The following is a 22376-nucleotide window of genomic DNA, read 5'->3' as shown; positions in this document are numbered from 1 at the left end:
GCACGGCGACTTAGACAACACCTTGAACGCCCCCCTGGATATCCATCGTTTCATGCTCGAGCCCTTCGAGGCCCGCAGCTTCGCCAACCTGTGCGGCCAGTTCGACGAACATCTGCACCAGATCGAGAAGCGCCTCGGCATCGAGATCCGCAACCGCGGCAACCAGTTCGAACTGGTCGGTACCCCCGAGCGCACCCAAGCGGCCGAAAACCTCCTGCAGCGGCTCTACCGCGAAGCGCAGAACGGCACCGAGCTGACGCCGGACATGGTCCACCTGTTCCTGCAGGAATCCGGACTGGAAGACCTCGCCGTCGAACCCGTCGCCCCGCTGATCACACTCAAGACCCGCCAGGCGCACATCCGCCCGCGCGGTGCGAACCAGCAGCGCTACGTGAAGGCCATTCTCGACCACGACATCAACTTCGGCATCGGCCCGGCCGGCACCGGCAAGACCTACCTCGCCGTGGCCTGCGCCGTGGACGCCCTGGAGCGCGAGCAGATCCGCCGCATCCTGCTGGTGCGCCCGGCGGTCGAGGCCGGCGAGAAGCTCGGCTTCCTGCCCGGCGATCTGTCGCAGAAGATCGACCCCTACCTGCGCCCGCTGTACGACGCGCTGTACGAGATGCTCGGCTTCGAAACCGTGGCCAAGCTGATCGAGCGCCAGGTGATCGAAGTCGCGCCGCTGGCCTACATGCGCGGCCGCACGCTGAGCAACAGCTTCATCATCCTCGACGAAAGCCAGAACACCACGATGGAACAGATGAAGATGTTCCTCACCCGGATCGGCTTCGGCTCCACCGCGGTGATCACTGGCGACGTCACCCAGGTCGACCTGCCCAAAGGCACCCGCTCGGGCCTGAAGCACGTGATGGAAGTGCTGCGCGACGTCCCCGGTATCAGCTTCACCCACTTCAAGTCCAAGGACGTGGTGCGCCACCCGCTGGTGCAGCGCATCGTCGATGCCTACGACGCCTACGAGAACCGTCTGCACGGCAACGCCGAAGGCCAGGGCAACAAGCATGCTTGAACTGGACCTGCAGGTCGCTTCCGAAGCGGCCTGCCTGCCGAGCGAAGCCGATTTCCGGCGCTGGTGCGAACTGGCCCTGCGCCAGCGCCAGAATGATTCGGAACTCACCATTCGCCTGGTGGACGAAACCGAAGGGCGCGAACTGAACAAGACCTGGCGACACAAGGACTACGCGACCAACGTGCTGTCCTTCCCCGCCGATGTCCCCGATGAGCTGCTGGACATCCCGCTGCTCGGCGACCTGGTGATCTGCGCACCCGTGGTCACCCGCGAGGCTGCCGAACAGGGCAAGTCCGCCGAGGCCCACTGGGCCCACCTCGTCATCCATGGCTGCCTCCACCTGCTCGGCTACGATCACATCGACGATGCCGAAGCCGACGAAATGGAAGGTCTGGAACGGGAATTGCTGGCCGAACTGGGTCATCCGGACCCGTACGCGGCCGATGAAGAATAAAAGCCACTGAGCAAGGAAAGATGAGCGAAGACCGATCGAGCAATGGGCACAAGTCGTGGTTGGACAAGATCACCCAGGCTTTTGCCCATGAGCCGAGAAACCGCCAGGAGCTGCTGGAGCTCCTGCGCGAAGCCCACGACAACAAGCTGCTGGACAGCGAAGCGCTGTCCATCGTCGAGGGGGCGATCCAGGTCGCCGACCTGCAGGTACGCGACATCATGGTGCCGCGCTCGCAGATGATCAGCATCAAGGCTACCCAGACGCCGCGCGAATTCCTGCCGGCGATCATCGAGGCGGCGCACTCGCGCTACCCGGTGGTGGGCGAGAGCCTCGATGACGTCATGGGCGTGCTGCTGGCCAAGGACCTGCTGCCGCTGATCCTTCACGACGGTTCGCACGCCTTCAATATCAAGGACCTGTTGCGGCCGGCCACCTTCGTGCCCGAGTCCAAGCGTCTCAACGTGCTGCTGCGCGAGTTCCGCGCCAACCACAACCACATGGCCATCGTCATCGACGAATACGGCGGCGTGGCGGGGCTGGTGACCATCGAGGACGTGCTGGAGCAGATCGTCGGCGACATCGAGGACGAGCACGACGTCGAGGAAGACAGCTACATCAAGCCACTGCCCAGCGGTGACTTCATCGTCAAGGCACTGACCCCGGTGGAAGCCTTCAACGACTTCTTCGGCGCGGACTTCTCCGACGAAGAATTCGACACCATCGGCGGCGTGGTGATGAGCGCCTTCGGCCACCTGCCCAAGCGCAACGAGACCACCGAACTGGGTGGTTTCCGCTTCCGTGTGCTTAACGCGGACAGCCGCCGGCTGCACCTGCTGCGTCTCACGCCGCTGCAGGACTGAGCCACTGCCATCCCTGCAGGAGCGGACATGGCCCGCCCCTGCAGGGAAACGCGCACGCCCTCCTGAGCCAATCCGTACCGCCACACCCTCCGCGCCCTGCAACATCCCGCCGCAGTCAGCTCATGGCTTTTGGCTTTCATCCCCATAGCCTACCGTTCGTCTCTCCATTACTCTTGCGCATCGCTTAACCGCAACAAGGATTCCCGATGCGCTGGATCACCCGCCCCGGCCTGCCAGGCCACCTGCTCGCCCTGGCCGCTGGCGCGCTCACCCCGCTGACCCTGGCCCCGTTCGGCTACTGGCCGCTGGCGGTGCTGTCGCTGGCCCTGTTCTACCTCGGCCTGCGCGGCACCACTGCCGGTTCGGCGCTGTGGCGCGGCTGGTGGTACGGCTTCGGCGCCTTTATCGCCGGCACCAGCTGGATCTACTTCAGCATCCACAACTTCGGGGGCGCGTCCGGCCCGCTGGCCGGCTTCCTGGTCGGCGGATTCAGTGCCGGCGTCGCGTTCTTCTTCGCCCTGCCCGCGTGGGTCTGGGCGAAGTTCTTCCGTCGCAACAACGCACCGATCAGCGACGCGCTGGCCTTTGCCGCGCTGTGGGTAGTGCTGGAACTGTTCCGCAGCTGGTTCCTCACCGGCTTCCCCTGGCTCTACGCCGGCTATAGCCAGCTGGACGGCCCGCTGGCCGGCCTCGCCCCGCTGGGTGGCGTCTGGCTGGTGTCGTTCGGCATCGCTCTGAGCGGCGCGCTGATCATCAACATCCCGGCCCTGACCCGACGCCCCGCACGCCTGGTCGCCGGCCTGGTCCTGCTGATGGCTCCCTGGGCCGTGGGCCTGGGCTACAAGGGCCACGCCTGGACCACACCGGCCGGCGCTCCGCTGAAGGTCGCCGCGCTGCAAGGCAACATCGCCCAGGAAATGAAGTGGGACCCGAAGGCCATCACCCACCAGCTCGAGCTGTACCGTGACCTGACCGCCGAGCAGAACGACGTCGACCTGATCGTCTGGCCGGAGACCGCCGTGCCGGTGCTCAAGGACCAGGCCACCGGCTACCTCGAAATGATCAACGGCGTCGCCACCGCCAAGAAGGCAGCGCTCATCACCGGGGTACCGGTGCGCGAGAAGACCGCCGACGGTATCCGCTATTACAACGGCATCACCGTGGTCGGCGAAGGCAGCGGCAACTACCTCAAGCAGAAACTGGTGCCCTTCGGCGAGTACGTCCCGCTGCAGGACCTGCTACGCGGCCTGATCAGCTTCTTCGACCTGCCCATGTCCGACTTCGCCCGCGGCCCGGCCGACCAGCCGCTGCTCAAGGCCAAGGGCTACGCCGTGGCGCCGTACATCTGCTACGAGGTGGTCTACCCCGAATTCGCTGCCGAACTTGCAGCGCAGAGCCAGTTGCTGCTGACCATCAGCAACGACGCCTGGTTCGGCACCTCCATCGGCCCGCTGCAGCATCTGCAGATGGCGCAGATGCGCGCGCTGGAGGCCGGCCGCTGGATGGTGCGCGGCACCAACAACGGCGTCACCGCGCTGATCGACCCGTTCGGCAAGCTGGCGGTGCAGATCCCGCAGTTCCAACAGGGCGTACTGCACGGCGACGTGGTGCCGATGCAGGGCCTGACGCCGTACCTGAAGTGGCGCGTCTGGCCGCTGGCGATTCTCAGCGCGGTGCTGCTGGTGTGGGCGCTGGTGCGTCGCCGCACGCACCCGGAAGAACGCCGCCTGTTCGGCTGATGCCAACGAAAAAGGGCCTCATTGCGAGGCCCTTTTTTCATACAGTCCGCTAGTGATAGAACAGCCGGTAGCCGACCAGCCCGATCGCCTCGTTGAGCAACTGCCCGCTCTGCCAGATCGCCCGCCCCTCAGGCAGCCAACCGCCCATCGGCACTACGTCGTCCGTGCCGATATAGCCCGAGGGCGCCGGCACCACGTCCAGCCCGGCCTTCTCGAAACTCCAGATGGAACGTGGCATGTGACTGGCACTGGTCACCAGCACCACCCGCCGGATACCTGCCTCGCGCAGCACCTCGGCGCTGAACTGCGCATTCTCCCAGGTCGTGCGGCTGCGCCCCTCTTCCCAGCGTACCGGCACGCCGTAATCGTCCAGCAGACTCTGCGCCATGATCCGCGCCTCGGAGGGCGGCGTGCCGTAATGCAGGCCACCGGAGGTCAGCACCGGCAGGCCACTGGCCTTGGCCAGACGTGCTGCGTAGCGAATGCGCTCGCGGGCCATCAGGCCGGGCTGGTCCTCATCCCAGGCACGATCCCCGCGCACCCGGCCCGCGCCCAGTACCACGATGGCGTCGGCACGCTGCGCCAGACCTGACCATTCCGCCGGCTTGAGCGGGTCCTGCTGCTCCAGCTGGCGCGCGCCCCACTCCACCGTCACCGGCAGGCTCATCACCAGCAGGCCGAGGAAACCGGAAAAGAAGCAGAACACCGAGAAACGCGGGTAGCGCCGGCGCAGGACAAAGCCCAGCAGCAGCAACAGAAGCAGCAGTCCCGGCGGCATGAAAATCTGTTTGAGGATGAAGCGGATAGGCATTGGCGACTCCTTGTCGAGGCGCCAAGCCTAACGGATCGAGGGGATATCAGCGTGCCTTCGCGTTGCGAAACAGCTGCGAACCACAGGACGTGCAGGGCAGTACGCCCTGATTGCGACTCCAGGCCACGGGGGAACCACAGAGCGCGCATTGCAGCTGCTGCGGGCGCGCCACCAGGCGCGGGCGACTGGGCGGCACGGGCTGGCGCACATGCCGCGGCACACGGGCCGGGGCGCGTTCCAGCAGGGCAAGCTCTTCCGCCGCGGCATGCCAGCCGCGCAGCCAGTTCACGTCCTGGTCCAGATACGCCCTGATCAACTCCATCTCGGCACTGCTCAAACCGCGCAACTCCAGTTCCACGGGGCATTCATCACGTAGTCGCTCTGCGGTATCAGCCTCATCCAGGGCCAGCGCGAGCCGTTGCAACAACCGTTCATACAGACCGGAACCCGAAGCACTTGCGCGATGCAGCTCAGCCATCAGTCACCTCAAGACAGGCGGAAACCTCCCGCCCTCAGGCAAAGCTTAGCGGCCCACCCCGTGCCACACCGAGCGCGCGACAAACGGCGCGGGCTACCGGCTCGGGTGGGGGTCATGTATGCTACGAGGCTTTCTGTAGCCGCCCGGCCTGCGTCTTCTCAGGGGTCGGTCCAGCGGAGGGCCACTCGACCTCTCCGGCTGCACACTTCTTTTCCGTACAGGTTCAAATCGCGCCATGCACGAGCAATATCAGCCCCTCGAGATCGAATCCCAGGCCCAGAAATTCTGGAACGAACACAACTCCTTCCGCGTTGACGAAGTCGCCGGCAAGGAGAAGTTCTACTGCCTGTCGATGTTCCCGTATCCGAGCGGCAAGCTACACATGGGGCATGTGCGCAACTACACCATCGGTGACGTGATCAGCCGCTACCAGCGCATGCAGGGCAAGAACGTCCTGCAACCGATGGGCTGGGACGCGTTCGGCATGCCGGCGGAAAACGCCGCGATGAAGAACAACGTCGCACCGGCGGCCTGGACCTACGACAACATCGCCTACATGAAGTCCCAGCTCAACAGCCTGGGCCTGGCGATCGACTGGTCCCGCGAAGTCACCACCTGCAAGCCGGACTACTACCGCTGGGAACAGTGGCTGTTCACCCGCCTGTTCGAGAAGGGCGTGATCTACCGCAAGAACGGTACCGTGAACTGGGACCCGGCGGACCAGACCGTACTGGCCAACGAACAGGTCATCGACGGCCGTGGCTGGCGTTCGGGCGCGCTGATCGAGAAGCGCGAAATTCCGATGTACTACTTCAAGATCACCGCGTATGCCGAAGAGCTGCTGTCCAGCCTCGACGACCTGCCGGGCTGGCCGGAACAGGTCAAGACCATGCAGCGCAACTGGATCGGCAAGTCCCGCGGCATGGAGATCGCCTTCCCCTATGACCAGGCCTCCATCGGCGAAGCCGGCCAGCTGAAGGTCTTCACCACCCGTCCGGACACCCTGATGGGCGCCACCTACGTCGCCGTGGCCGCCGAGCACCCGCTGGCCACCCTGGCCGCCGAGCGCGATCCGTCGCTGCAGGCGTTCATCGACGAGTGCAAGCGCGGCGGCGTCGCCGAAGCCGACATCGCCACCCAGGAGAAGAAAGGCGTTGCCACTCCCCTGTTCGTCGAACACCCGCTGACCGGTGACAAGCTGCCGGTGTGGATCGCCAACTACGTTCTGATGACCTACGGCGAAGGCGCTGTGATGGCCGTGCCGGGACACGACGAGCGCGATTTCGAGTTCTCCAACAAGTACGGTCTGCCGATCGTCCAGGTGATCGCCAAGGTAGAAGGCGACAACGACTTCGAAGCCGGTACCTGGAAAGAGTGGTACGGCCTGAAGGACGAGAGCGTCATCACCGTCAACTCCGGCAAGTACGATGGCCTGGGCTACCAGGCTGCGTTCGACGCCATCGGCGCCGACCTCGCCGCCAAGAACCTCGGCCAGCAGCGCACGCAGTTCCGCCTGCGCGACTGGGGCATCAGCCGCCAGCGCTACTGGGGCTGCCCGATCCCGATCATCCACTGTGACAGCTGTGGCGACGTGCCGGTCCCGGCCGACCAGCTGCCGGTGGTGCTGCCCGAAGACGTGGTACCGGATGGCGCCGGTTCGCCGCTGGCCAAACTGCCGTCGTTCTACGAATGCAATTGCCCGAAATGCGGCCAGCCGGCCAAGCGCGAAACCGACACCATGGACACCTTCGTCGAGTCGTCCTGGTACTTCGCCCGCTACGCCTGCCCGCAGTTCGAAGACGGCATGCTGGACAAGAAGGCCGCCAACTACTGGTTGCCGGTCGACCAGTACATCGGTGGCATCGAACACGCCATCCTCCACCTGCTCTATGCGCGCTTCTTCCACAAGCTGATGCGCGACGAAGGCCTGATCGACTCCGACGAGCCGTTCAAGAACCTGCTGACCCAGGGCATGGTGGTCGCCGAGACCTACTACCGCGTCGCTGCCAACGGTGGCAAGGAATGGTTCAACCCGGCGGACGTGGAAGTCGAGCGTGATGCCAAGGCCAAGGTCATCGGCGCACGCCTGAAGACCGACGGCCTGCCGGTGGAAATCGGCGGCACCGAGAAGATGTCCAAGTCCAAGAACAACGGCGTGGACCCGCAGGCCATGATCGACGCCTACGGTGCCGACACCTGCCGTCTGTTCATGATGTTCGCCTCGCCGCCGGACATGAGCTGCGAATGGTCCGACTCCGGCATTGAAGGCGCCAACCGCTTCCTGCGCCGTGTCTGGCGTCTGGCCCAGGCCCACGTCAACGTTGGCCCTGCCGGCGCCGTGGACAAGTCCGCGCTGGACGACGCACAGAAAGCCATTCACCGCGCCATCCACCTGGCCATCCGCCAGGCCAGCCAGGACGTGGGCCAGCACCACAAGTTCAACACCGCCATCGCCGCCGTGATGACCCTGATGAACGTGCTGGAGAAAGCCCCGGCAGAATCCGCCGCCGACCGCGCCCTGCTGCAGGAAGGCCTGGAAACCGTCACCCTGCTGCTCGCCCCGATCACCCCGCACATCTGCCACGTGATCTGGCAGGAGCTGGGCAAGGACGGCGCCGTGATCGACGCCAGCTGGCCGCAGGTCGACGAGGCCGCCCTGGTGCAGGACAGCCTGCAACTGGTGGTACAGGTCAACGGCAAGCTGCGTGGTCACATCGACATGCCCGCCAGCGCCAGCCGCGAGGACGTCGAGGCGGCTGCCCGCGCCAACGAGAACGTGCTGCGCTTCACCGACGGCCTGACCATTCGCAAGGTCATCGTGGTGCCCGGCAAGCTGGTCAATATCGTCGCCAACTAAACGCAACGCTGGAAAAGACCCATTCGCCCGTGGCACCTTCGCCACGGGCATACCGGATCAACAGGAGTGAGGGAAGCTTGATGAAACGTATCCTGACCAGCCTCGCGCTGATCGGCCTGGCCAGCGTGCTGAGCGCCTGCGGTTTCCAACTGCGCGGCCTGGGCGATACGAACTTTGCGCTCAAGGAAATCGACGTGAGCGCGCGCAATGCCTATGGCGAAACCGTTACGCAGCTCAAGCAGGTGCTTGAAGGCAGCGGTGTGAAAGTCGTCTCCCGCGCGCCGTACCACCTGATCCTCGCTCGCGAAGACGTGACCAGCCGCAGCGTCAGCTACACCAGCTCGGCCCGCAGTGCGGAAAACGAACTGACCAACACCCTGAGCTACGAGATCCGCGGCTCCGACAACCTGCTGCTGCTCGCCAACCAGGTGCAGGTCCGCAAGGTTTATGTACAGGACGAGAACAACCTGATCGGTTCCGACCAGGAAGCCCAGCAGATTCGCAACGAAATGCGCCGCGACCTGGTCCAGCAGATGGTTACCCGCCTGCAGCTGATCACCCCGGCCCAGCTCGACGACCTGCAGGCCAAGGCAGAAGCCAAGGCCAAGGCTGAAGCCGATGCGATGAAGGCCGCGGACGAGGCTGCCAAGTCTCAGCCGCAGCAGTCGCCGATCGAATTCCCGAAAGCGCAGTAAGCGACAAGGGGCCGGCCAACCGGCCCCTTTCTCATCATGAAGCTCAATCCCGGACAACTCGCCAAGCACCTGCAAGGCAACCTCGCGCCCGTCTACGTCGTCAGCGGCGACGAACCGTTGCTCTGCCAGGAAGCCTGCGACGCCATCCGCGCCGCCTGCCGCCAGCGTGATTTCGGCGAGCGCCAGGTGTTCAACGCCGAAGCCAATTTCGACTGGGGCCAGTTGCTGGAAGCCGGCGCCAGCCTTTCGCTGTTCGCCGAAAAGCGCCTCATCGAACTGCGCCTGCCATCCGGCAAGCCCGGCGACAAGGGGGCGGCGATTCTTCAGGAATACCTGCAGCGCCCGCCGGAGGACACCGTCCTGCTGGTCAGCCTGCCCAAGCTCGACGGCAGCACGCAGAAGACCAAATGGGCCAAGGCCCTGATCGATGGCGATGCCGCCCAGTTCATCCAGATCTGGCCTATCGACGCGCACCAGTTGCCGCAGTGGATTCGCCAGCGCCTGTCCCAGGCCGGCCTCGCCGCCAGCCAGGAAGCGGTCGACCTGATCGCCGCGCGAGTCGAAGGCAACCTGCTGGCTGCCGCCCAGGAAATCGAGAAACTCAAGCTGCTCGCCGACGGCCAGCAGATCGACGCCGACACCGTGCAGGCCGCTGTCGCCGACAGCGCGCGCTTCGACGTCTTCGGCCTGATCGATGCCGCGCTGAACGGCGAAGCCGCCCACTGTCTGCGCATGCTCGAAGGGTTGCGTGGCGAAGGCGTCGAACCGCCGGTGATCCTCTGGGCCCTGGCCCGTGAAGTTCGCGTGCTCGCCAGCCTCGCCCAGCAGTTCAGCCAGGGCGTCCCGCTGGACAAGGCCTTCAGCCAGGCCCGACCGCCCATCTGGGACAAACGCCGCCCGCTGATGAGCAAGGCCCTGCAGCGGCACACCGCGCAACGCTGGAACCAGATGCTGCAGGACGCCCAGCTGATCGATGCACAGATCAAGGGCCAGGCCCCCGGCAACGTCTGGAACAGCCTCGCCCGCCTCGCCCTGCTGGTCGCCGGCCAGCGCATCAGCCTGCCCTCGGCCTGAGATCCCTCTATAGGAGCGGGCCCTGCCCGCCATCGCCCCTATGGGGTGCTCCTACCATTGGCGCATGGCCCTCACGGCCGCACCGGTAGCGCTCGATGCGCCTGCCCATCGGCACGGTCCAGCGCCACGCCGCGCGTGTCCCGGCCGGTGCTGATCAGCACGCAGATCAGAACCGCCACCACGCCGGCAACGATGGCCATCGCCGTGCCGTAGCTGTAGCTCTTGGCGATCTCCGCTTGCAGCGGGGCGTTCACCGAGGCGATCAGGTTGCCCAACTGGTAGACGAATCCCGGCAGCACCGCACGGGTGCCCACCGGCGCCAGTTCGTTGAGGTAGGCCGGAATCACGCCCCACGCACCCTGCACCATGAACTGCATCAGGAAGGCGCCAATGCCCAGCGCCACCGCGCCATGGCTGAATGCCCACAGCGGCAGCACCGGTAGCGCCAGCACCGAGCCGCAGATGATCGCCTTCTTCCTCCCGATGCGCTCGGACAGGCTGCCAAACAGAATGCCCCCCAGGATCGCCGCGATGTTGTAGGCCACTGCGATCAGGCTGACCGTGTGCGTATCGAACCCGTGCTGCACCTTGAGGAACGTCGGATACAGGTCCTGCGTGCCGTGGCTGAAGAAGTTGAAGCAGGCCATCAGCACCACCGCATACAGGCACAACTTCCATTGGCTGCGCAGCACCGGCCACAGCGGCGTCGATTCCTTGCGCTCACGCGCCGCCAGCCAGATCGGCGACTCGGGCACCTTGAACCAGATGAATGCCACCAGCACCACCGGCAGGCAGCCGACGATGAACATCCCGCGCCAGCCCAGCACCTCGAAGAACAGGCCATAGATGATCGAGGCGATCAGGTAGCCCGCCGGATAGCCGGCCTGGAACAGCCCGGACACCATGCCCCGCGAACGCTCGGGAATGGTCTCCATCGCCAGCGACGACGCCACGCCCCAGATGCCGCCCATCGCCACGCCATAGACCACCCGCAGGATCAGGAAGGTCGTCAGGTTCGGCGAGAACGCCGAAGCCAGCTCCAGCAGCGAGTAGATCAGGATGTTGACCATCAGCACCGGCCGCCGCCCGTAGCGCTCGGCCGCTCGGCCGAACAGCAGCGCGCCGATGGGGCGTACCGCCAGGGTCAGCAGGATCGCCAGCGACACCTGCGGCAGGTCGACATGGAAAGTCTGGGCAATATCGGTGAGAACGAAGACCAGCAGGAAGAAATCGAAGGCATCCAGCGTCCAGGCGAGCACCGAAGCGATCACCACATTGCGCTGGGTCGGGGACCATGGCTCCATGACACATCTCCAACCGGGGGCGTTGCGGTCCCTGCACACCGAATCGATACTTAGCCAGCTACTAAACTAGCTGAGCCCCAGTACGCGCCACAGCCGTGCAACTGAAAAGGTCTGTTACAAAATTTGCGACAAAGCGTCGCAGCCTCTCAGCGCCAGACAGTGCACTGGGCGACAACAACCACTGCACTGCCACGCAATACGCCGCACGCGCACCTCCCTATCGTCGATTCATCGATCCGCCCCGATAAGGAGAACAAGCATGCCGGCCGATCCGATTACCCTCGCCGTGGTGCGAGGTGCGCTGGAGATGACCCAGCGCGAAATGACCCTGACCCTGGAGAAGACCAGCCGCTCCAGCGTGTTCAACCTGGCGCACGACTACTCCAACGCGCTCTTCGACCATCACTCGGAAATGATCCTGCAGGGGCAGGACATTCCCATCCACCTGGGTTCGCTGATCCCCGCGATGAAGGCGGTTTCCGGCTACTTCGGCGAGGACATCGCCGAAGGCGACGTGATCTATCACAACGACCCCACCTATGCCGGCAGCCACATCATCGACTGCTGCATGTACAAGCCGGTGTTCTACCAAGGCGAGCTGGTGTTCTGGACCGTCTGCAAGGGCCACCTGACCGATATCGGCGGCCCGGTGCCGGCCGGCTACAACCCCGACGCCAAGGAGATCTACGCGGAAGGCCTGCGCATTCCGCCGGTGAAGCTGTGGGAGAAAGGCCGCCGTCGCGAGGACGTGATCAACCTGCTGCTCACCAACATGCGCGCCCGGCGCAACCAGGAAGGCGATCTCAACGCCCAGTACGGCGCCTGCCGGGTCGGCGAGCGCAACCTGCTCGCCCTGCTCGACAAATATGGCGTCGCCACCGTGCGCGAATGCATCGCCGAGCTGAAGGACATGGCCGACCGGCAGATGCGCGAGCTGATCCGCTCGGTCCCCGATGGCAGTTACACCGGCCATGCGGTACTGGAAGATTCCGGCCACGGCCTGGGTGAACTGGCGATCAGCGCCACCGTGACGATCAAGGACGATACCTGCCACATCGCCGTGCAAAGCCCGCCGCAGGTGCCTTATTTCATCAACTCCTACGCGGGCAACTCGATGTCCGGCATCTACCTCGGGCTGATGATGTTCGCCCAGGTTCCGCCGCCCTATAACGCCGGGCTGTACCGCTGCGTGTCGGTCGACCTGGGCGCCAAGGGCACCCTCTGCAACGCGGAAGAACCAGCGCCCCACGTCAACTGCACCACCACGCCGATGGAAACCCTCACCGATGCGGTACGCCAGGCTTTCGAGCAGGCGGCGCCCGAGCGCGTCACCGCCTCGTGGGGTCACACCAGTGGGGTGAACATCGCCGGCGTCGACCCGCGCACCGGCGAGGAATACGTGACCATGGTGCTCGCCTCGATCATCTCCGGTGCCGGCGCCACCTCCGAGCTGGACGGCTGGCACGCCTGCGGGCCGCTGTGCTGCTTCGGCGCCCTGTACTCCGGAGACATCGAACTGCTGGAGTACAGCTATCCCATCCTCATCCACCGCTACGGGCTGATGGCCGACAGTGCCGGTGCCGGTCGCCTGCGCGGAGGCTCGGGCACCTGCCTGGAAGTCGAGCCGCTGGACCACGAGATGACCGTGATCTCCTTCGGCGAAGGCCGCCAGCGCACCACCATGGGCGCCGCCGGCGCCGCCAATGCGCTGATCGAACCCAAGCTCGGGGGCGTGGAGCTGGTACGCGCAGGCGAGCATGAGACGCACACGCGCAACGTCATGACCGTCCTCAAGCCCGGCGAGCGACTGATCAACCGCACCCCCGGTGGTGGCGGCTACGGACAGGCCTTCCAGCGACTGCCCGCGGACGTCCTGCGCGACGTGCGAGACGGCCTGGTCTCCGCGCGAGGTGCCGAACTCGACTATGGCGTGGTGCTTACCGCCGACGGCGACGTCGATTCCACCGCTACCGTCCAACGCCGCCAATCCGCCTGAGGAAATCGACCATGCACAGCCAATACCGCCTCGGCGTCGACGCCGGGGGCACCTTCACCGACTTCATCCTGGCCGAACGCGAGGGCCGCGTGCACTTGTTCAAGGCACTCTCCACCCCGCAGGACGGCACCCTGGCCATCGCCGACGGGCTGCGCCAGATCAGCCAGGCCCTCGGCCGTCCGGTAGAGGAAATCGTCGCCAACTGCGACCTCTGCATCAACGGCACTACCGTGGCGCTCAATGCCCTGATCGAACTCAAGGGCGTCAAGGTCGGCCTGCTCGCCACCCAGGGTCACGAAGACAGCATCGAGATCCGCCTGGGCCACAAGGAAGAGGGCTACCGCTACGACCCCGATTACCCGCCGGCGCCACAGCTGGCCCAGCGCTTCCTGCGCCGCCCGGTGCGCGGGCGCATCCTCGCCGATGGCCGGGAACACACCCCGCTGAACGAGGACGACGTGCGCGCCGCCGCGCGGCTGTTCGCCGAGCAAGGCGTCGAGGCGGTCGCCGTGTCCTTCCTCTGGTCCGTGCGCAACCCCGCCCATGAACAGCGCGCCGCCGCCATCCTGCGCGAGATGCTGCCGGACGTCTTCGTCTGCACCGGCACCGAGGTGTTCCCGCAGATTCGCGAATACACCCGTACCTCCACCACCCTGGTCAACGCCTACCTGAGTCCCGTGATGGCGCGTTACGTAGCGAAGATCGACGACTACTTCCGCCAGCTCGGCGCCCAGCGCCCGGTGCGCTACTTCCAGTCCAATGGCGGCCTGGCAACCGGCGAGCACATGCGCGGCCGCGCGGTGAACGCAATCAACTCCGGGCCGGCGTCGGCGCCCCAGGCCGGTCTGTTCGTCGCCCAGCCGTTCGGCATCCGCAACGTCATCACTGTCGACATGGGTGGCACGTCGTTCGACATCACGCTGACCCGCGAAGGCAAGACCAACCTCAGCCGCGACGCCGACTTCCTCCGCCAGCGCATCGGCGTACCGATGATCCAGGTGGAAACCCTCGGCGCAGGCGGCGGCTCCATCGCCCACATCAACCCCTATGGCATGCTCGAGGTCGGCCCGCAGAGCGCTGGCTCCAGCCCTGGCCCCGTGGCTTACGGCCAGGGCGGCGAGCTGCCCACCGTCACCGATGCCAACCTCGCCCTGGGCTACCTCAACCCTGCCGCGCGTCTGGGCGGACGCATCAGCCTCGACCACGAGGCTGCACTGGAGGCCATCCGCGCGAAGATCGCCGAACCGCTGGGCATCGATGTCGACAAGGCTGCCTGGGGCATCCACGCCATCGTCAACGCCAACATGGTCAACGGCATCCGCCGCGTCTCCATCGAGCGCGGCTACGATCCGCGCGACTTCGCCCTGATCGGCGCCGGCGGCGCAGCCGGGGTGCACATGACCGCGCTGGCCGAAGACATGGGTATCGATACCGTCCTGATCCCGAAGGTCGCCTCCGGCCTCTGCGCGCTCGGGCAGATCCTCTCCGACGTAAAGCACAACTACCTGGCCACCCATCCCATTCTCGCCCAGGAGGATGCCGACCTCGCTGGCCTGGAGGCCGCCTTCACCGAACTGGAGCAACAGGGCCGCACCACCTTGCGCGGCGACGGCTTCCGCGACGAGGACATCGCCTTGGTGCGGAGCCTGGAGATGCGCTACGTCGGGCAGATTCACGAGTGCACCGTGGAAATCGGCGATATGCCGGTCAATGCCGCCACGCTGCCCACCATCGTCGCTGCCTTCCACCGCCGCCACGAGGCGCTCTATACCTACGCCGAACCGGACAATCCGGTGGAGATCGTCAACCTGGAAAGCCAGGTGATCGGCCGCGTCTCGCGTCCCCCCTTCCCGAGCCTGCCCGCCAGCGACGGCCAGGTGCGCCGCGCACTGGTCGGCAGTCGACCGATGCTGTTCGGCGAGGACGGCATCTGGAGCGACACCCCGGTCTACCAGGGTGAAGCACTGATGGCCGGCGACCGCCTGCACGGCCCGGCGGTCATCGAGGAAGCCACCACCAACATCCTCATCCGCCCGGACTGGGTCGTGGAGCTGCACGAGTCCGGCTGTTATCGCCTGACCCGCCAGCGTTGAGCACGACCGGGCCCCGGCGATGAACGGGGCCCGGACCCGCGGCCGGCACGGGACCTGCTTGCAGAAACCACTTCCCCGGCGAACCGCGGCCCCCTCCCATGCACGACCGCTACGACACCACCGAGATTCCAGGCGAGCAGCGCCAGGCGTACTGGAATCGCTGCGTCAGCCAGACGTACTTCCCCCTGGAGCTGGACTTCGCCCGGGCGCCGGGCTTCCGCGGCCGCCTGGAGACCCACGAACTGGGCGATCTCAGCCTGTCGTACCTGGAGTCCAGCCCGCTGCGCTACCGGCGCCAGACGCACCACCTGGCGCAGTGCGACGAGTCATCCTTCCTGCTCACCCTGCCCCTGCACAGCTGTTTCGAATTTACCCAGCGCGGCCGCCAGACCCGCTGCGATCCCGGCGCATTCGTGCTGGAGCGCAGCAGCGAGCCCTACGAGTTCCAGTACGCGGAACACAATGCCATGTGGGTGCTGAAGCTGCCCGAGCGCATCCTGCACCGTCACGTCGCCGTCCCGGATCAGCGCTGCGCCCTCAACTTCGACGCCAGCCATGGCGCCGGCGCCCTGTTCGCCGACTACCTCGCCCTCAGCGCGCGCCGCCTGCCCGAACTGCAGCCCGGCGATGGGCGGCGCCTGGGCAACCAGTTGCTGGAACTGCTCGGCATGGCCCTGGAGCGCCACAGCCCCGGCGAAAGCGACAGCGGCGCCGTGCGTGCGGCGCACCTGCGGCGCATCGAGCAACACATACTCCGCCACCTGGGGGACAGCGCACTGAATCCGTCCGGGATCGCCACCGCCTGCGGCATCTCGGTGCGCTACCTGCACCTGCTGTTCCGTCAGAGTGGTCGCAGCGTGCAGGACTGGATCCGCGAGTTGCGCCTGGAGGCCTGCCACGAGGCCCTGCGTTCGAGTCCGGCACCGGTCTCCATCGGGGAACTGGCCTATCGCTGGGGCTTCGCCGACCAGGCCCACTTCAACCGGGCGTTCAAGCAGCGCTACGGCATGGCGCCTGGCGCCCTGCGCCGCTCGAGTCCGTGATCAGGTAGGCGCCGCCTCACTCCCACTCGCGGACCTGGCGCACTTCCACGCATCCGAGGCGTCCCGGTGGAATCTTCGCAGCGATACGCTCGGCCTCATCCAGACTCTGCGCCTCGATCAGGTAGAAGCCACCCAGCTGTTCGCGGGTCTCGGCAAAGGGACCGTCGGTCACCGCCAGCTTGTCGCCCTGTCCGCGCAGCGTGCGCCCGGTGGCGGTGGGCAACAGCGCATTGGCCGCGATGTAGTTGCCGCTGCGCCGTAACTGCTCGCTGTAGGTCATGCACTCGTCGACGATGCCGCGCAGCTCGGCTTCAGGCAGTTCCGCCGCCTTGCGCTCGTCGAAATAGATCATGCAGAGAAACTTCATCGCCCTCGTCCTCGCTCTTGTCCGTTTTGTCAGAAAGGTCCGCCGTCCCAGCGTAGCCCTGTTCGGCGCACGTCGGCCTTGGCCCGTTAGCCGCCAGACCAGCGGCATGGACAAGCGTGCCAGATAGGCGGAAGATGCCCGCGCCGGCGCTTGGCCGGACTCCGAGAGACAAGCCAGACGAGGAAACGCAGATGGCGAAGAAATCCAAACGACCGAACAAGGCCAAGTCCCTGGTCGCACAACCCCTGTTCCGCAGCCGCCAGGAACAGCCGCTCAAAGGCAAAGGCAGCTACCGCCGCGAAGCCTCCCGTAACTGGGAGGCTTCTTCGCTTCTGGCGGCCTGAAATACTCAGAAAACCTGAACCACTCCCCTCTTTCGCTTTCAACCGGACAGCCAAGCCCTGGAGGTCCTCACATGAAAGCCCCCCTGATTCTCGCCATCCTCGCCTTCCCCTTCAGCCTGTCCGCCCACGCGTTCTGTTCCGACCAGGAAGCCGAAGCCAAGGGCAAGCAGGTCGCCGCCAAGGTCACCGAGGTGACGCGCAGCGATCCCCAGCGCGCCCAGAAGCTCAACGAGAAGCTGGCCGAAATGAAGAAGTCCCGCTCCAGCGAACAGCGCCCGGACGACTGCGCCGCCTACGACGATATGCTCAAGGAGCTGAACCAGAGCGCGCCGAAAGTCGATCGGGAAACCGGCACCAAGCCCACGCCATAGCGCACCCGGCAAGCACAGCCTGGTTCCGCCCGACGAGCGTCTGGCCGTCGCGGGAATTTTCGCCCGCCCGTGCCATCGAATCTGCAGACCTATCGTTTCTGCCCAACGCAGACGCGTCACAGTGGCCATGCTAAGGTGGCCCCTCCCCTGCCAGTTCCCGAGGAGAGCAATGCGCACGCCTGTTTCACCTGTTGTCGGCCAACGCTGCCTGCTCATCGCCGCGCTGTCCCTGGCCAGCTTCGGTCTGCTGACCTCCTGTACCGAGCCACCGCCCAAGGGCGCTTCCGCCGAGCATACGCAACCGACGCAGAGTTTCGCCCAATGGCGCGACGGCTTCCGCGCACAGGCGCTGGCGGCGGGCATCAGCGCGCAGACCTTCGACGCTGCCTTTGCCGGCATCGAGCCGGACGATTCCGTGGTCACCGCCGACCACAGCCAGCCCGAGTTCACCCGGCCCGTCTGGCAATACCTGGAAAGTGCCGTGTCTCCCGCTCGTGTGCGCAACGGCCAGGACCGCCTGCAGCAGAACGTCGATGTGCTGCAACGCATCGACACGACCTACGGCGTCGACCGCGAAGCCGTGGTGGCGATCTGGGGCATGGAGAGCAACTTCGGCCAGCAGATGGGCAGCAAGAACGTCATTCGTTCCCTGGCCACCCTGGCCTATGAAGGCCGTCGCCCTGATTTCGGCCGCGATCAACTGATCGCCGCGCTGCAGATTCTCCAGCATGGCGATGTGCCCGCGAGCAACATGATCGGCTCCTGGGCCGGCGCCATGGGCCAGACCCAGTTCATCCCGACCACCTACAACCAGTACGCCGTGGACTTCGACGGCGACGGCCGGCGCGACATCTGGGGCTCATCCCCCGACGCACTGGCGTCCACCGCCAACTACCTGAAAACCTCTGGCTGGCAACGTGGACAGAGCTGGGGCTTCGAAGTGCGTCTGCCGCCGGGATTCGACTACGCCCAGGCCGACATGGATATCCGCAAGCCGATGAACGAGTGGCTACGCCAGGGCATCAGGGTCGCCAGCGGCAACCTGCCCAGCAACCCACAGGCGAGCGTCTCGCTGCTGCTGCCGGCCGGCTACCGTGGCCCGGCCTTCCTGGTGACGGACAACTTCCGCACCATCCTCACGTACAACAACTCCACCTCCTATGCGCTTGCCGTGGGCCTGTTGGCAGACAGCTTCAAGGGCGGTGGACAACTGGCGGCACAGTGGCCGGTGGGCGACGTCCCGCTCAGCCGCTCCGAGCGCATCGAGCTGCAGCAGTTGCTGGCACAGCGCGGTTATCAGCCGGGCACCGCAGACGGAATCATCGGCGCCAACACGCGCAAGGCGATCCGCGCCTTCCAGCAATCCGTCGGCTCCCCGGCGGATGGTTATCCGACCCCAGCCCTGCTGGGCCAGCTCCGACAGAAGGCTTGAATAAAAAAGGCGCCCGAAGGCGCCTTTTTCATGGATCGACGGTTCAGCCGATCTTGGTACCGTGAGCCTGCTGATCAGCATGGTACGAGGAGCGTACCAGCGGGCCGGAGGCGACGTTCTTGAAGCCCATCTTCTCCCCTTCCTCGGCGAACCAGGCGAAGGTATCCGGGTGGACGAAGCGCTGCACCGGCAGGTGGTTGCGCGAGGGCTGCAGGTACTGGCCGAGGGTCAGCATGTCGATGTCGTGCTCGCGCATGCGGTGCATGACTTCGATGACTTCCTCGTCGGTCTCGCCCAGGCCGAGCATCAGGCCGGACTTGGTCGGTACGTGCGGGACCAGTTGCTTGAACTTCTGCAGCAGGTCGAGCGACCACTCGAAATCGGAGCCCGGACGGGACGACTTGTACAGGCGCGGTACGGTTTCCAGGTTGTGGTTGAAGACGTCCGGCGGCTCGTTGGCGGTGATTTCCAGGGCAATGTCCATCCGACCGCGGTAGTCCGGGACCAGGGTCTCCAATTGCACGCCAGGGGACAGCTTGCGGATTTCGCGCAGGCAGTCGGCGAAGTGCTGGGCACCGCCGTCGCGCAGGTCGTCGCGGTCCACCGAGGTGATCACCACGTACTTCAGGCGCAGATCGGCAATGGCGATGGCGAGGTTGGTCGGCTCATCGACATCCAGCGGCTTCGGACGGCCGTGGCCAACGTCGCAGAACGGGCAACGGCGGGTGCAGATGTCGCCCATGATCATGAAGGTGGCGGTGCCGCCGGAGAAGCACTCGCCCAGGTTCGGGCAGGACGCTTCTTCGCAGACGCTGTGCAGCTTGTGCTTGCGCAGCAGTTGCTTGATGCGGTCGACCTCGGGGGAAACGGGGATGCGCACGCGAATCCAGTCGGGCTTTTTCGGCAGTTCGTCGGTGGGGATGATCTTCACCGGAATGCGCGCGACCTTCTCTGCGCCGCGCAGCTTGACGCCGACTTCCACCTTGCCCGGCTTGGCGGCCGGGGCGGCCTGGCCGGAATTCTCCACAACAGTGCTCATCTAGGTTGGATCCCGCCCGTTAGGGTCTTCTGTGCCGCGTAGCCAAGGCGTTCGACGAGCTCGCCACGCAGGCGCTCGCGCACATCGGCCAATGCGATGGGGCCAGCCAGCTGACTCAGCTGGGTCATGGCCATGCCTGCGTAACCGCAGGGATTGATGCGTCGAAAAGGTTCCAGGTCCATGTCCACGTTCAGGGCCAGGCCATGGAAGGAGCGGCCGTTGCGGATGCGCAGGCCGAGGGAAGCGATCTTCGCGCCGTCCACATAGACGCCCGGAGCGTCGGGTTTGGACACAGCCGTGACGCCGTAGCTGTCCAGCAGGCCGATAAGACTCTGCTCGATGCGCGAGACCAGGTCGCGCACGCCGATGCCGGAGCGACGCACGTCCAGCATCAGGTAGGCCACCAACTGGCCGGGACCGTGGTAGGTCACCTGCCCGCCGCGGTCGACCTGAACGACCGGAATATCGCCGGGGAACAGCACGTGCTCGGCCTTGCCGGCCTGCCCCTGGGTGAAGACGCGCTCGTGTTCGAGCAGCCAGACTTCGTCGGGCGTGTCGGGTTCGCGCTCGGCGGTGAAGCGCTGCATGGCGTGCCAGGTCGGCTCGTAAGGGAGAATCCCCAACTCACGAAAGCCCAGCGTGTCGCCCATCAGAGCACCATGTGGACGCGGCCGGTGGCACGCAGGTCTTTGTGGATGTTCTGCAGTTGGTCGACGCCCGTCGCAGTGATCAGCACCTGCACGGACAGGAAACGACCATTGCGGCTGTCACGGGTGACCAGCGTGGTGATATCGAGGTCCGGCGCGTGGCGCTGGATGACTTCGATGACCAGGTCGGGAAATCCTTCGCCGGCATCGCCGATGACCTTGATCGGATAGCGTTCGCAGGGGAACTCGATCTTCGGTGCGGGTTGTTCTGTGGTATCGACAGAATCAGGAGTATCAGTCATGGCTCTCGCGGGCGGGTGGCCCGCCTCCGCATGAGCGTCCGGGATGGGGGCGCTCCGGGTGGATCGGACGACGGCCGCCGGGCCACGGGAGGACCAGGCAGTCGCAGGCGGGCATTTTACCCGAGTTTGCGACTGCGCGGGCGGGTCAATCCCGACCTTGTATACAAAAGTGCAAGGCCGGGACGGGCGGTCAGTTGAACAGACCGAAGAAGAACAGGCGGATGCTGTCCCAGATGCGGCGGAAGAAACCGCCTTCTTCCACGGCGTTCAGGGCGACCAGATCAGAGGTACGCACGACCTTGTCCCCCAGCTTGACCTCGACCTTGCCGATGACCTGGCCCTGCTGGATCGGCGCCATCAGGTTGGGCTCGACAACCATGTTGGCCTGCAGCTGCTTGAGCTGGCCGCGCGGTACGGTCATGGTCAGGTCTTCGGACAGGCCGGCTTTGACTTCGTGCTCGGAGCCTTTCCAGACCATGGCCTTGGTCAGCTCGGCGCCCTTCTTGTAGAAGGTCTGCGATTCGAAGAAGCGGAAGCCGTAGGTCAGCAGCTTCTGGGTCTCGGCAGCACGGGCCTGCTCGCTGTTGGTGCCGAACACCACGGCGATCATGCGTTGGCCGTCACGCACAGCAGAGGCCACCAGGCAGTAGCCGGCTTCGTCGGTGTGGCCGGTCTTCAGGCCGTCGACGGTCTTGTCGCGCCACAGCAGCAGGTTGCGGTTGGGCTGCTTGATGTTGTTCCAGAAGAACTCTTTCTGCGCGTAGATGGCGTAGTGGGTCGGCTCGCCGTAGATGATCGCGCGGGCCAGGACGGCCATGTCCTTGGCGGACGAATAGTGGTCCGGGTTGGGCAGGCCAGTGGCGTCCATGAAGTGGGAGTTGGTCATGCCCAGCTTCTGCGCGGTGGTGTTCATCATGTCGGCGAAGGCGTCTTCGCTGCCGGCGATGTGCTCGGCCAGGGCGACCGAGGCGTCGTTGCCGGACTGGATGATGATGCCGTGCAACAGGTCGCTCACCGACACCTGGGAGCCGACCTTGATGAACATGCGCGAGCCACCGGTGCGCCAGGCATGTTCACTGACGGTCACCAGGTCGGATTCGGCGATGCGGCCGCCTTCGATTTCCTTGGTGGCGATGTAGGCGGTCATCAGCTTGGTCAGGCTGGCAGGCGGCAGGCGCTCGTCGCCGGCATTCTCGACCAGGATGTTACCGCTGGCGCCATCCATCAGCACCCAGGCCTTGGCCGCGAGCTGCGGGGCGGCGGGAACGACTTCAGCTGCCCAGCTGGCCACGGGGGCGCTGAACAGCACGAGCAAGGACAGGCGTTTGGCGAAGTTGAAGATGTTCATCCGTCTCTCTGGGGTTCACTAATGGTCAAACAATCCCCTTGGGGGGAACTCGGGTGCCGCGACCTCTGGCGGGCCGCTGCGGCGCGTACGGTGGA

21 protein-coding genes are annotated in these 22376 nt (G+C 65.6%); 13 read left to right on the top strand and 8 right to left on the bottom strand.

Annotated features, from left to right (window positions below):
• Positions 1 to 22: 22 nt before the first annotated feature.
• The 4 genes from AC1ZV1_RS03895 (at position 23) to lnt (ending at position 4080) form a co-directional block, all read left to right on the top strand.
• Positions 23 to 1027, top strand: a complete 1005-nt coding sequence (locus AC1ZV1_RS03895) for a PhoH family protein (RefSeq protein WP_484295584.1) — start codon at positions 23 to 25, stop codon at positions 1025 to 1027.
• On the top strand, positions 1020 to 1481 hold the full coding sequence (gene ybeY, locus AC1ZV1_RS03890; RefSeq protein WP_484295583.1) for an rRNA maturation RNase YbeY: 462 nt from the start codon (positions 1020 to 1022) through the stop codon (positions 1479 to 1481). Before AC1ZV1_RS03895 ends, ybeY begins: the two co-directional genes overlap by 8 nt.
• A gap of 20 nt (positions 1482 to 1501) precedes the next feature.
• Positions 1502 to 2341 carry an HlyC/CorC family transporter gene (locus tag AC1ZV1_RS03885; RefSeq protein WP_484295582.1) on the top strand — a complete coding sequence of 280 codons (840 nt, stop codon included), beginning with the start codon at positions 1502 to 1504 and terminating at the stop codon, positions 2339 to 2341.
• Positions 2342 to 2547: 206 nt separating this feature from the next.
• Positions 2548 to 4080, top strand: a complete 1533-nt coding sequence (lnt, locus tag AC1ZV1_RS03880) for an apolipoprotein N-acyltransferase (protein ID WP_484295581.1) — start codon at positions 2548 to 2550, stop codon at positions 4078 to 4080.
• Positions 4081 to 4129: 49 nt separating this feature from the next.
• Here lnt and AC1ZV1_RS03875 read toward each other — a convergent pair whose 3' ends face one another.
• Entirely contained in the window at positions 4130 to 4891 is a 762-nt protein-coding gene (locus AC1ZV1_RS03875) for a YdcF family protein (RefSeq protein ID WP_484295580.1), read from the bottom strand.
• Positions 4892 to 4937: 46 nt separating this feature from the next.
• A complete protein-coding gene (locus AC1ZV1_RS03870) occupies positions 4938 to 5369 on the bottom strand; it encodes a hypothetical protein (RefSeq protein WP_484295579.1) in 432 nt (143 codons plus the stop codon).
• A 235-nt stretch (positions 5370 to 5604) separates the two neighbouring features.
• On the opposite strand from AC1ZV1_RS03870, the gene leuS reads away from it, so the two are divergent.
• From leuS to holA, 3 genes are all read left to right on the top strand, one after another.
• Positions 5605 to 8226 carry a leucine--tRNA ligase gene (gene leuS, locus AC1ZV1_RS03865; protein ID WP_484295578.1) on the top strand — a complete coding sequence of 874 codons (2622 nt, stop codon included), beginning with the start codon at positions 5605 to 5607 and terminating at the stop codon, positions 8224 to 8226.
• 80 nt (positions 8227 to 8306) lie between these two features.
• Positions 8307 to 8921, top strand: coding sequence for an LPS-assembly lipoprotein LptE (locus AC1ZV1_RS03860; RefSeq protein ID WP_484295577.1), 615 nt, complete (start codon positions 8307 to 8309; stop codon positions 8919 to 8921).
• Positions 8922 to 8957: 36 nt separating this feature from the next.
• The gene (holA, locus tag AC1ZV1_RS03855) at positions 8958 to 9995 is read left to right on the top strand and encodes a DNA polymerase III subunit delta (protein WP_484295576.1); all 1038 of its coding nucleotides are present in this window, start codon (positions 8958 to 8960) and stop codon (positions 9993 to 9995) included.
• A gap of 71 nt (positions 9996 to 10066) precedes the next feature.
• On the opposite strand, the gene AC1ZV1_RS03850 is transcribed toward holA, so the two are convergent.
• The gene (locus tag AC1ZV1_RS03850) at positions 10067 to 11299 is read right to left on the bottom strand and encodes an MFS transporter (RefSeq protein WP_484295575.1); all 1233 of its coding nucleotides are present in this window, start codon (positions 11297 to 11299) and stop codon (positions 10067 to 10069) included.
• A gap of 322 nt (positions 11300 to 11621) precedes the next feature.
• On the opposite strand from AC1ZV1_RS03850, the gene capB reads away from it, so the two are divergent.
• The 3 genes from capB (at position 11622) to AC1ZV1_RS03835 (ending at position 16431) form a co-directional block, all read left to right on the top strand.
• A complete protein-coding gene (gene capB, locus AC1ZV1_RS03845) occupies positions 11622 to 13295 on the top strand; it encodes a caprolactamase subunit beta (protein ID WP_484297497.1) in 1674 nt (557 codons plus the stop codon).
• A gap of 11 nt (positions 13296 to 13306) precedes the next feature.
• Entirely contained in the window at positions 13307 to 15388 is a 2082-nt protein-coding gene (gene capA / locus AC1ZV1_RS03840; protein WP_484295574.1) for a caprolactamase subunit alpha, read from the top strand.
• Positions 15389 to 15486: 98 nt separating this feature from the next.
• Positions 15487 to 16431, top strand: a complete 945-nt coding sequence (locus tag AC1ZV1_RS03835; RefSeq protein ID WP_484295573.1) for an AraC-like ligand-binding domain-containing protein — start codon at positions 15487 to 15489, stop codon at positions 16429 to 16431.
• A 16-nt stretch (positions 16432 to 16447) separates the two neighbouring features.
• On the opposite strand, the gene AC1ZV1_RS03830 is transcribed toward AC1ZV1_RS03835, so the two are convergent.
• Positions 16448 to 16798 carry a YciI family protein gene (locus AC1ZV1_RS03830; protein WP_484295572.1) on the bottom strand — a complete coding sequence of 117 codons (351 nt, stop codon included), beginning with the start codon at positions 16796 to 16798 and terminating at the stop codon, positions 16448 to 16450.
• Positions 16799 to 16989: 191 nt separating this feature from the next.
• On the opposite strand from AC1ZV1_RS03830, the gene arfA reads away from it, so the two are divergent.
• The 3 genes from arfA to AC1ZV1_RS03815 all read left to right on the top strand — a co-directional run bounded on the left by arfA (position 16990) and on the right by AC1ZV1_RS03815 (position 18945).
• The gene (arfA, locus tag AC1ZV1_RS03825) at positions 16990 to 17142 is read left to right on the top strand and encodes an alternative ribosome rescue factor ArfA (protein WP_045215115.1); all 153 of its coding nucleotides are present in this window, start codon (positions 16990 to 16992) and stop codon (positions 17140 to 17142) included.
• A gap of 71 nt (positions 17143 to 17213) precedes the next feature.
• Positions 17214 to 17513, top strand: a complete 300-nt coding sequence (locus AC1ZV1_RS03820; protein ID WP_484295571.1) for a hypothetical protein — start codon at positions 17214 to 17216, stop codon at positions 17511 to 17513.
• Positions 17514 to 17682: 169 nt separating this feature from the next.
• A complete protein-coding gene (locus AC1ZV1_RS03815) occupies positions 17683 to 18945 on the top strand; it encodes a lytic murein transglycosylase (protein ID WP_484295570.1) in 1263 nt (420 codons plus the stop codon).
• Positions 18946 to 18988: 43 nt separating this feature from the next.
• Here the strand turns inward: AC1ZV1_RS03815 and lipA are convergent, their stop codons facing one another.
• The 4 genes from lipA to AC1ZV1_RS03795 form a co-directional block, all read right to left on the bottom strand.
• Complete coding sequence (gene lipA, locus AC1ZV1_RS03810; RefSeq protein ID WP_192290498.1) at positions 18989 to 19984, bottom strand: lipoyl synthase; 996 nt, start codon at positions 19982 to 19984, stop codon at positions 18989 to 18991.
• A complete protein-coding gene (lipB, locus tag AC1ZV1_RS03805) occupies positions 19981 to 20634 on the bottom strand; it encodes a lipoyl(octanoyl) transferase LipB (protein WP_484295569.1) in 654 nt (217 codons plus the stop codon). Before lipB ends, lipA begins: the two co-directional genes overlap by 4 nt.
• Complete coding sequence (locus AC1ZV1_RS03800) at positions 20634 to 20933, bottom strand: DUF493 domain-containing protein (protein ID WP_484295568.1); 300 nt, start codon at positions 20931 to 20933, stop codon at positions 20634 to 20636. Before AC1ZV1_RS03800 ends, lipB begins: the two co-directional genes overlap by 1 nt.
• A gap of 190 nt (positions 20934 to 21123) precedes the next feature.
• Complete coding sequence (locus AC1ZV1_RS03795) at positions 21124 to 22281, bottom strand: D-alanyl-D-alanine carboxypeptidase family protein (RefSeq protein ID WP_054906759.1); 1158 nt, start codon at positions 22279 to 22281, stop codon at positions 21124 to 21126.
• Positions 22282 to 22376 lie beyond the last annotated feature (95 nt).

The sequence above is a fragment of the Pseudomonas sp. BB438 genome (assembly GCF_057180225.1).
The sequence above is the reverse complement of the archived record's forward strand: the minus strand, read 5'-3'. Positions and strand labels throughout refer to the sequence as shown.

Bases quoted from the DNA above. Each gene is read 5' to 3' on its own strand.
- AC1ZV1_RS03820 (WP_484295571.1), top strand. From the start codon at position 17,214: ATGAAAGCCCCCCTGATTCTCGCCATCCTCGCCTTCCCCTTCAGCCTG.
- AC1ZV1_RS03800 (WP_484295568.1), bottom strand. From the start codon at position 20,933: ATGACTGATACTCCTGATTCTGTCGATACCACAGAACAACCCGCACCG.
- AC1ZV1_RS03795 (WP_054906759.1), bottom strand. From the start codon at position 22,281: ATGAACATCTTCAACTTCGCCAAACGCCTGTCCTTGCTCGTGCTGTTC.
- arfA (WP_045215115.1), top strand. From the start codon at position 16,990: ATGGCGAAGAAATCCAAACGACCGAACAAGGCCAAGTCCCTGGTCGCA.
- ybeY (WP_484295583.1), top strand. From the start codon at position 1,020: ATGCTTGAACTGGACCTGCAGGTCGCTTCCGAAGCGGCCTGCCTGCCG.
- AC1ZV1_RS03830 (WP_484295572.1), bottom strand. From the start codon at position 16,798: ATGAAGTTTCTCTGCATGATCTATTTCGACGAGCGCAAGGCGGCGGAA.
- AC1ZV1_RS03870 (WP_484295579.1), bottom strand. From the start codon at position 5,369: ATGGCTGAGCTGCATCGCGCAAGTGCTTCGGGTTCCGGTCTGTATGAA.
- holA (WP_484295576.1), top strand. From the start codon at position 8,958: ATGAAGCTCAATCCCGGACAACTCGCCAAGCACCTGCAAGGCAACCTC.
- capB (WP_484297497.1), top strand. From the start codon at position 11,622: ATGACCCTGACCCTGGAGAAGACCAGCCGCTCCAGCGTGTTCAACCTG.
- lnt (WP_484295581.1), top strand. From the start codon at position 2,548: ATGCGCTGGATCACCCGCCCCGGCCTGCCAGGCCACCTGCTCGCCCTG.
- leuS (WP_484295578.1), top strand. From the start codon at position 5,605: ATGCACGAGCAATATCAGCCCCTCGAGATCGAATCCCAGGCCCAGAAA.
- AC1ZV1_RS03850 (WP_484295575.1), bottom strand. From the start codon at position 11,299: ATGGAGCCATGGTCCCCGACCCAGCGCAATGTGGTGATCGCTTCGGTG.
- AC1ZV1_RS03835 (WP_484295573.1), top strand. From the start codon at position 15,487: ATGCACGACCGCTACGACACCACCGAGATTCCAGGCGAGCAGCGCCAG.
- lipA (WP_192290498.1), bottom strand. From the start codon at position 19,984: ATGAGCACTGTTGTGGAGAATTCCGGCCAGGCCGCCCCGGCCGCCAAG.
- AC1ZV1_RS03885 (WP_484295582.1), top strand. From the start codon at position 1,502: ATGAGCGAAGACCGATCGAGCAATGGGCACAAGTCGTGGTTGGACAAG.
- capA (WP_484295574.1), top strand. From the start codon at position 13,307: ATGCACAGCCAATACCGCCTCGGCGTCGACGCCGGGGGCACCTTCACC.
- AC1ZV1_RS03860 (WP_484295577.1), top strand. From the start codon at position 8,307: ATGAAACGTATCCTGACCAGCCTCGCGCTGATCGGCCTGGCCAGCGTG.
- AC1ZV1_RS03815 (WP_484295570.1), top strand. From the start codon at position 17,683: ATGCGCACGCCTGTTTCACCTGTTGTCGGCCAACGCTGCCTGCTCATC.
- lipB (WP_484295569.1), bottom strand. From the start codon at position 20,634: ATGGGCGACACGCTGGGCTTTCGTGAGTTGGGGATTCTCCCTTACGAG.
- AC1ZV1_RS03875 (WP_484295580.1), bottom strand. From the start codon at position 4,891: ATGCCTATCCGCTTCATCCTCAAACAGATTTTCATGCCGCCGGGACTG.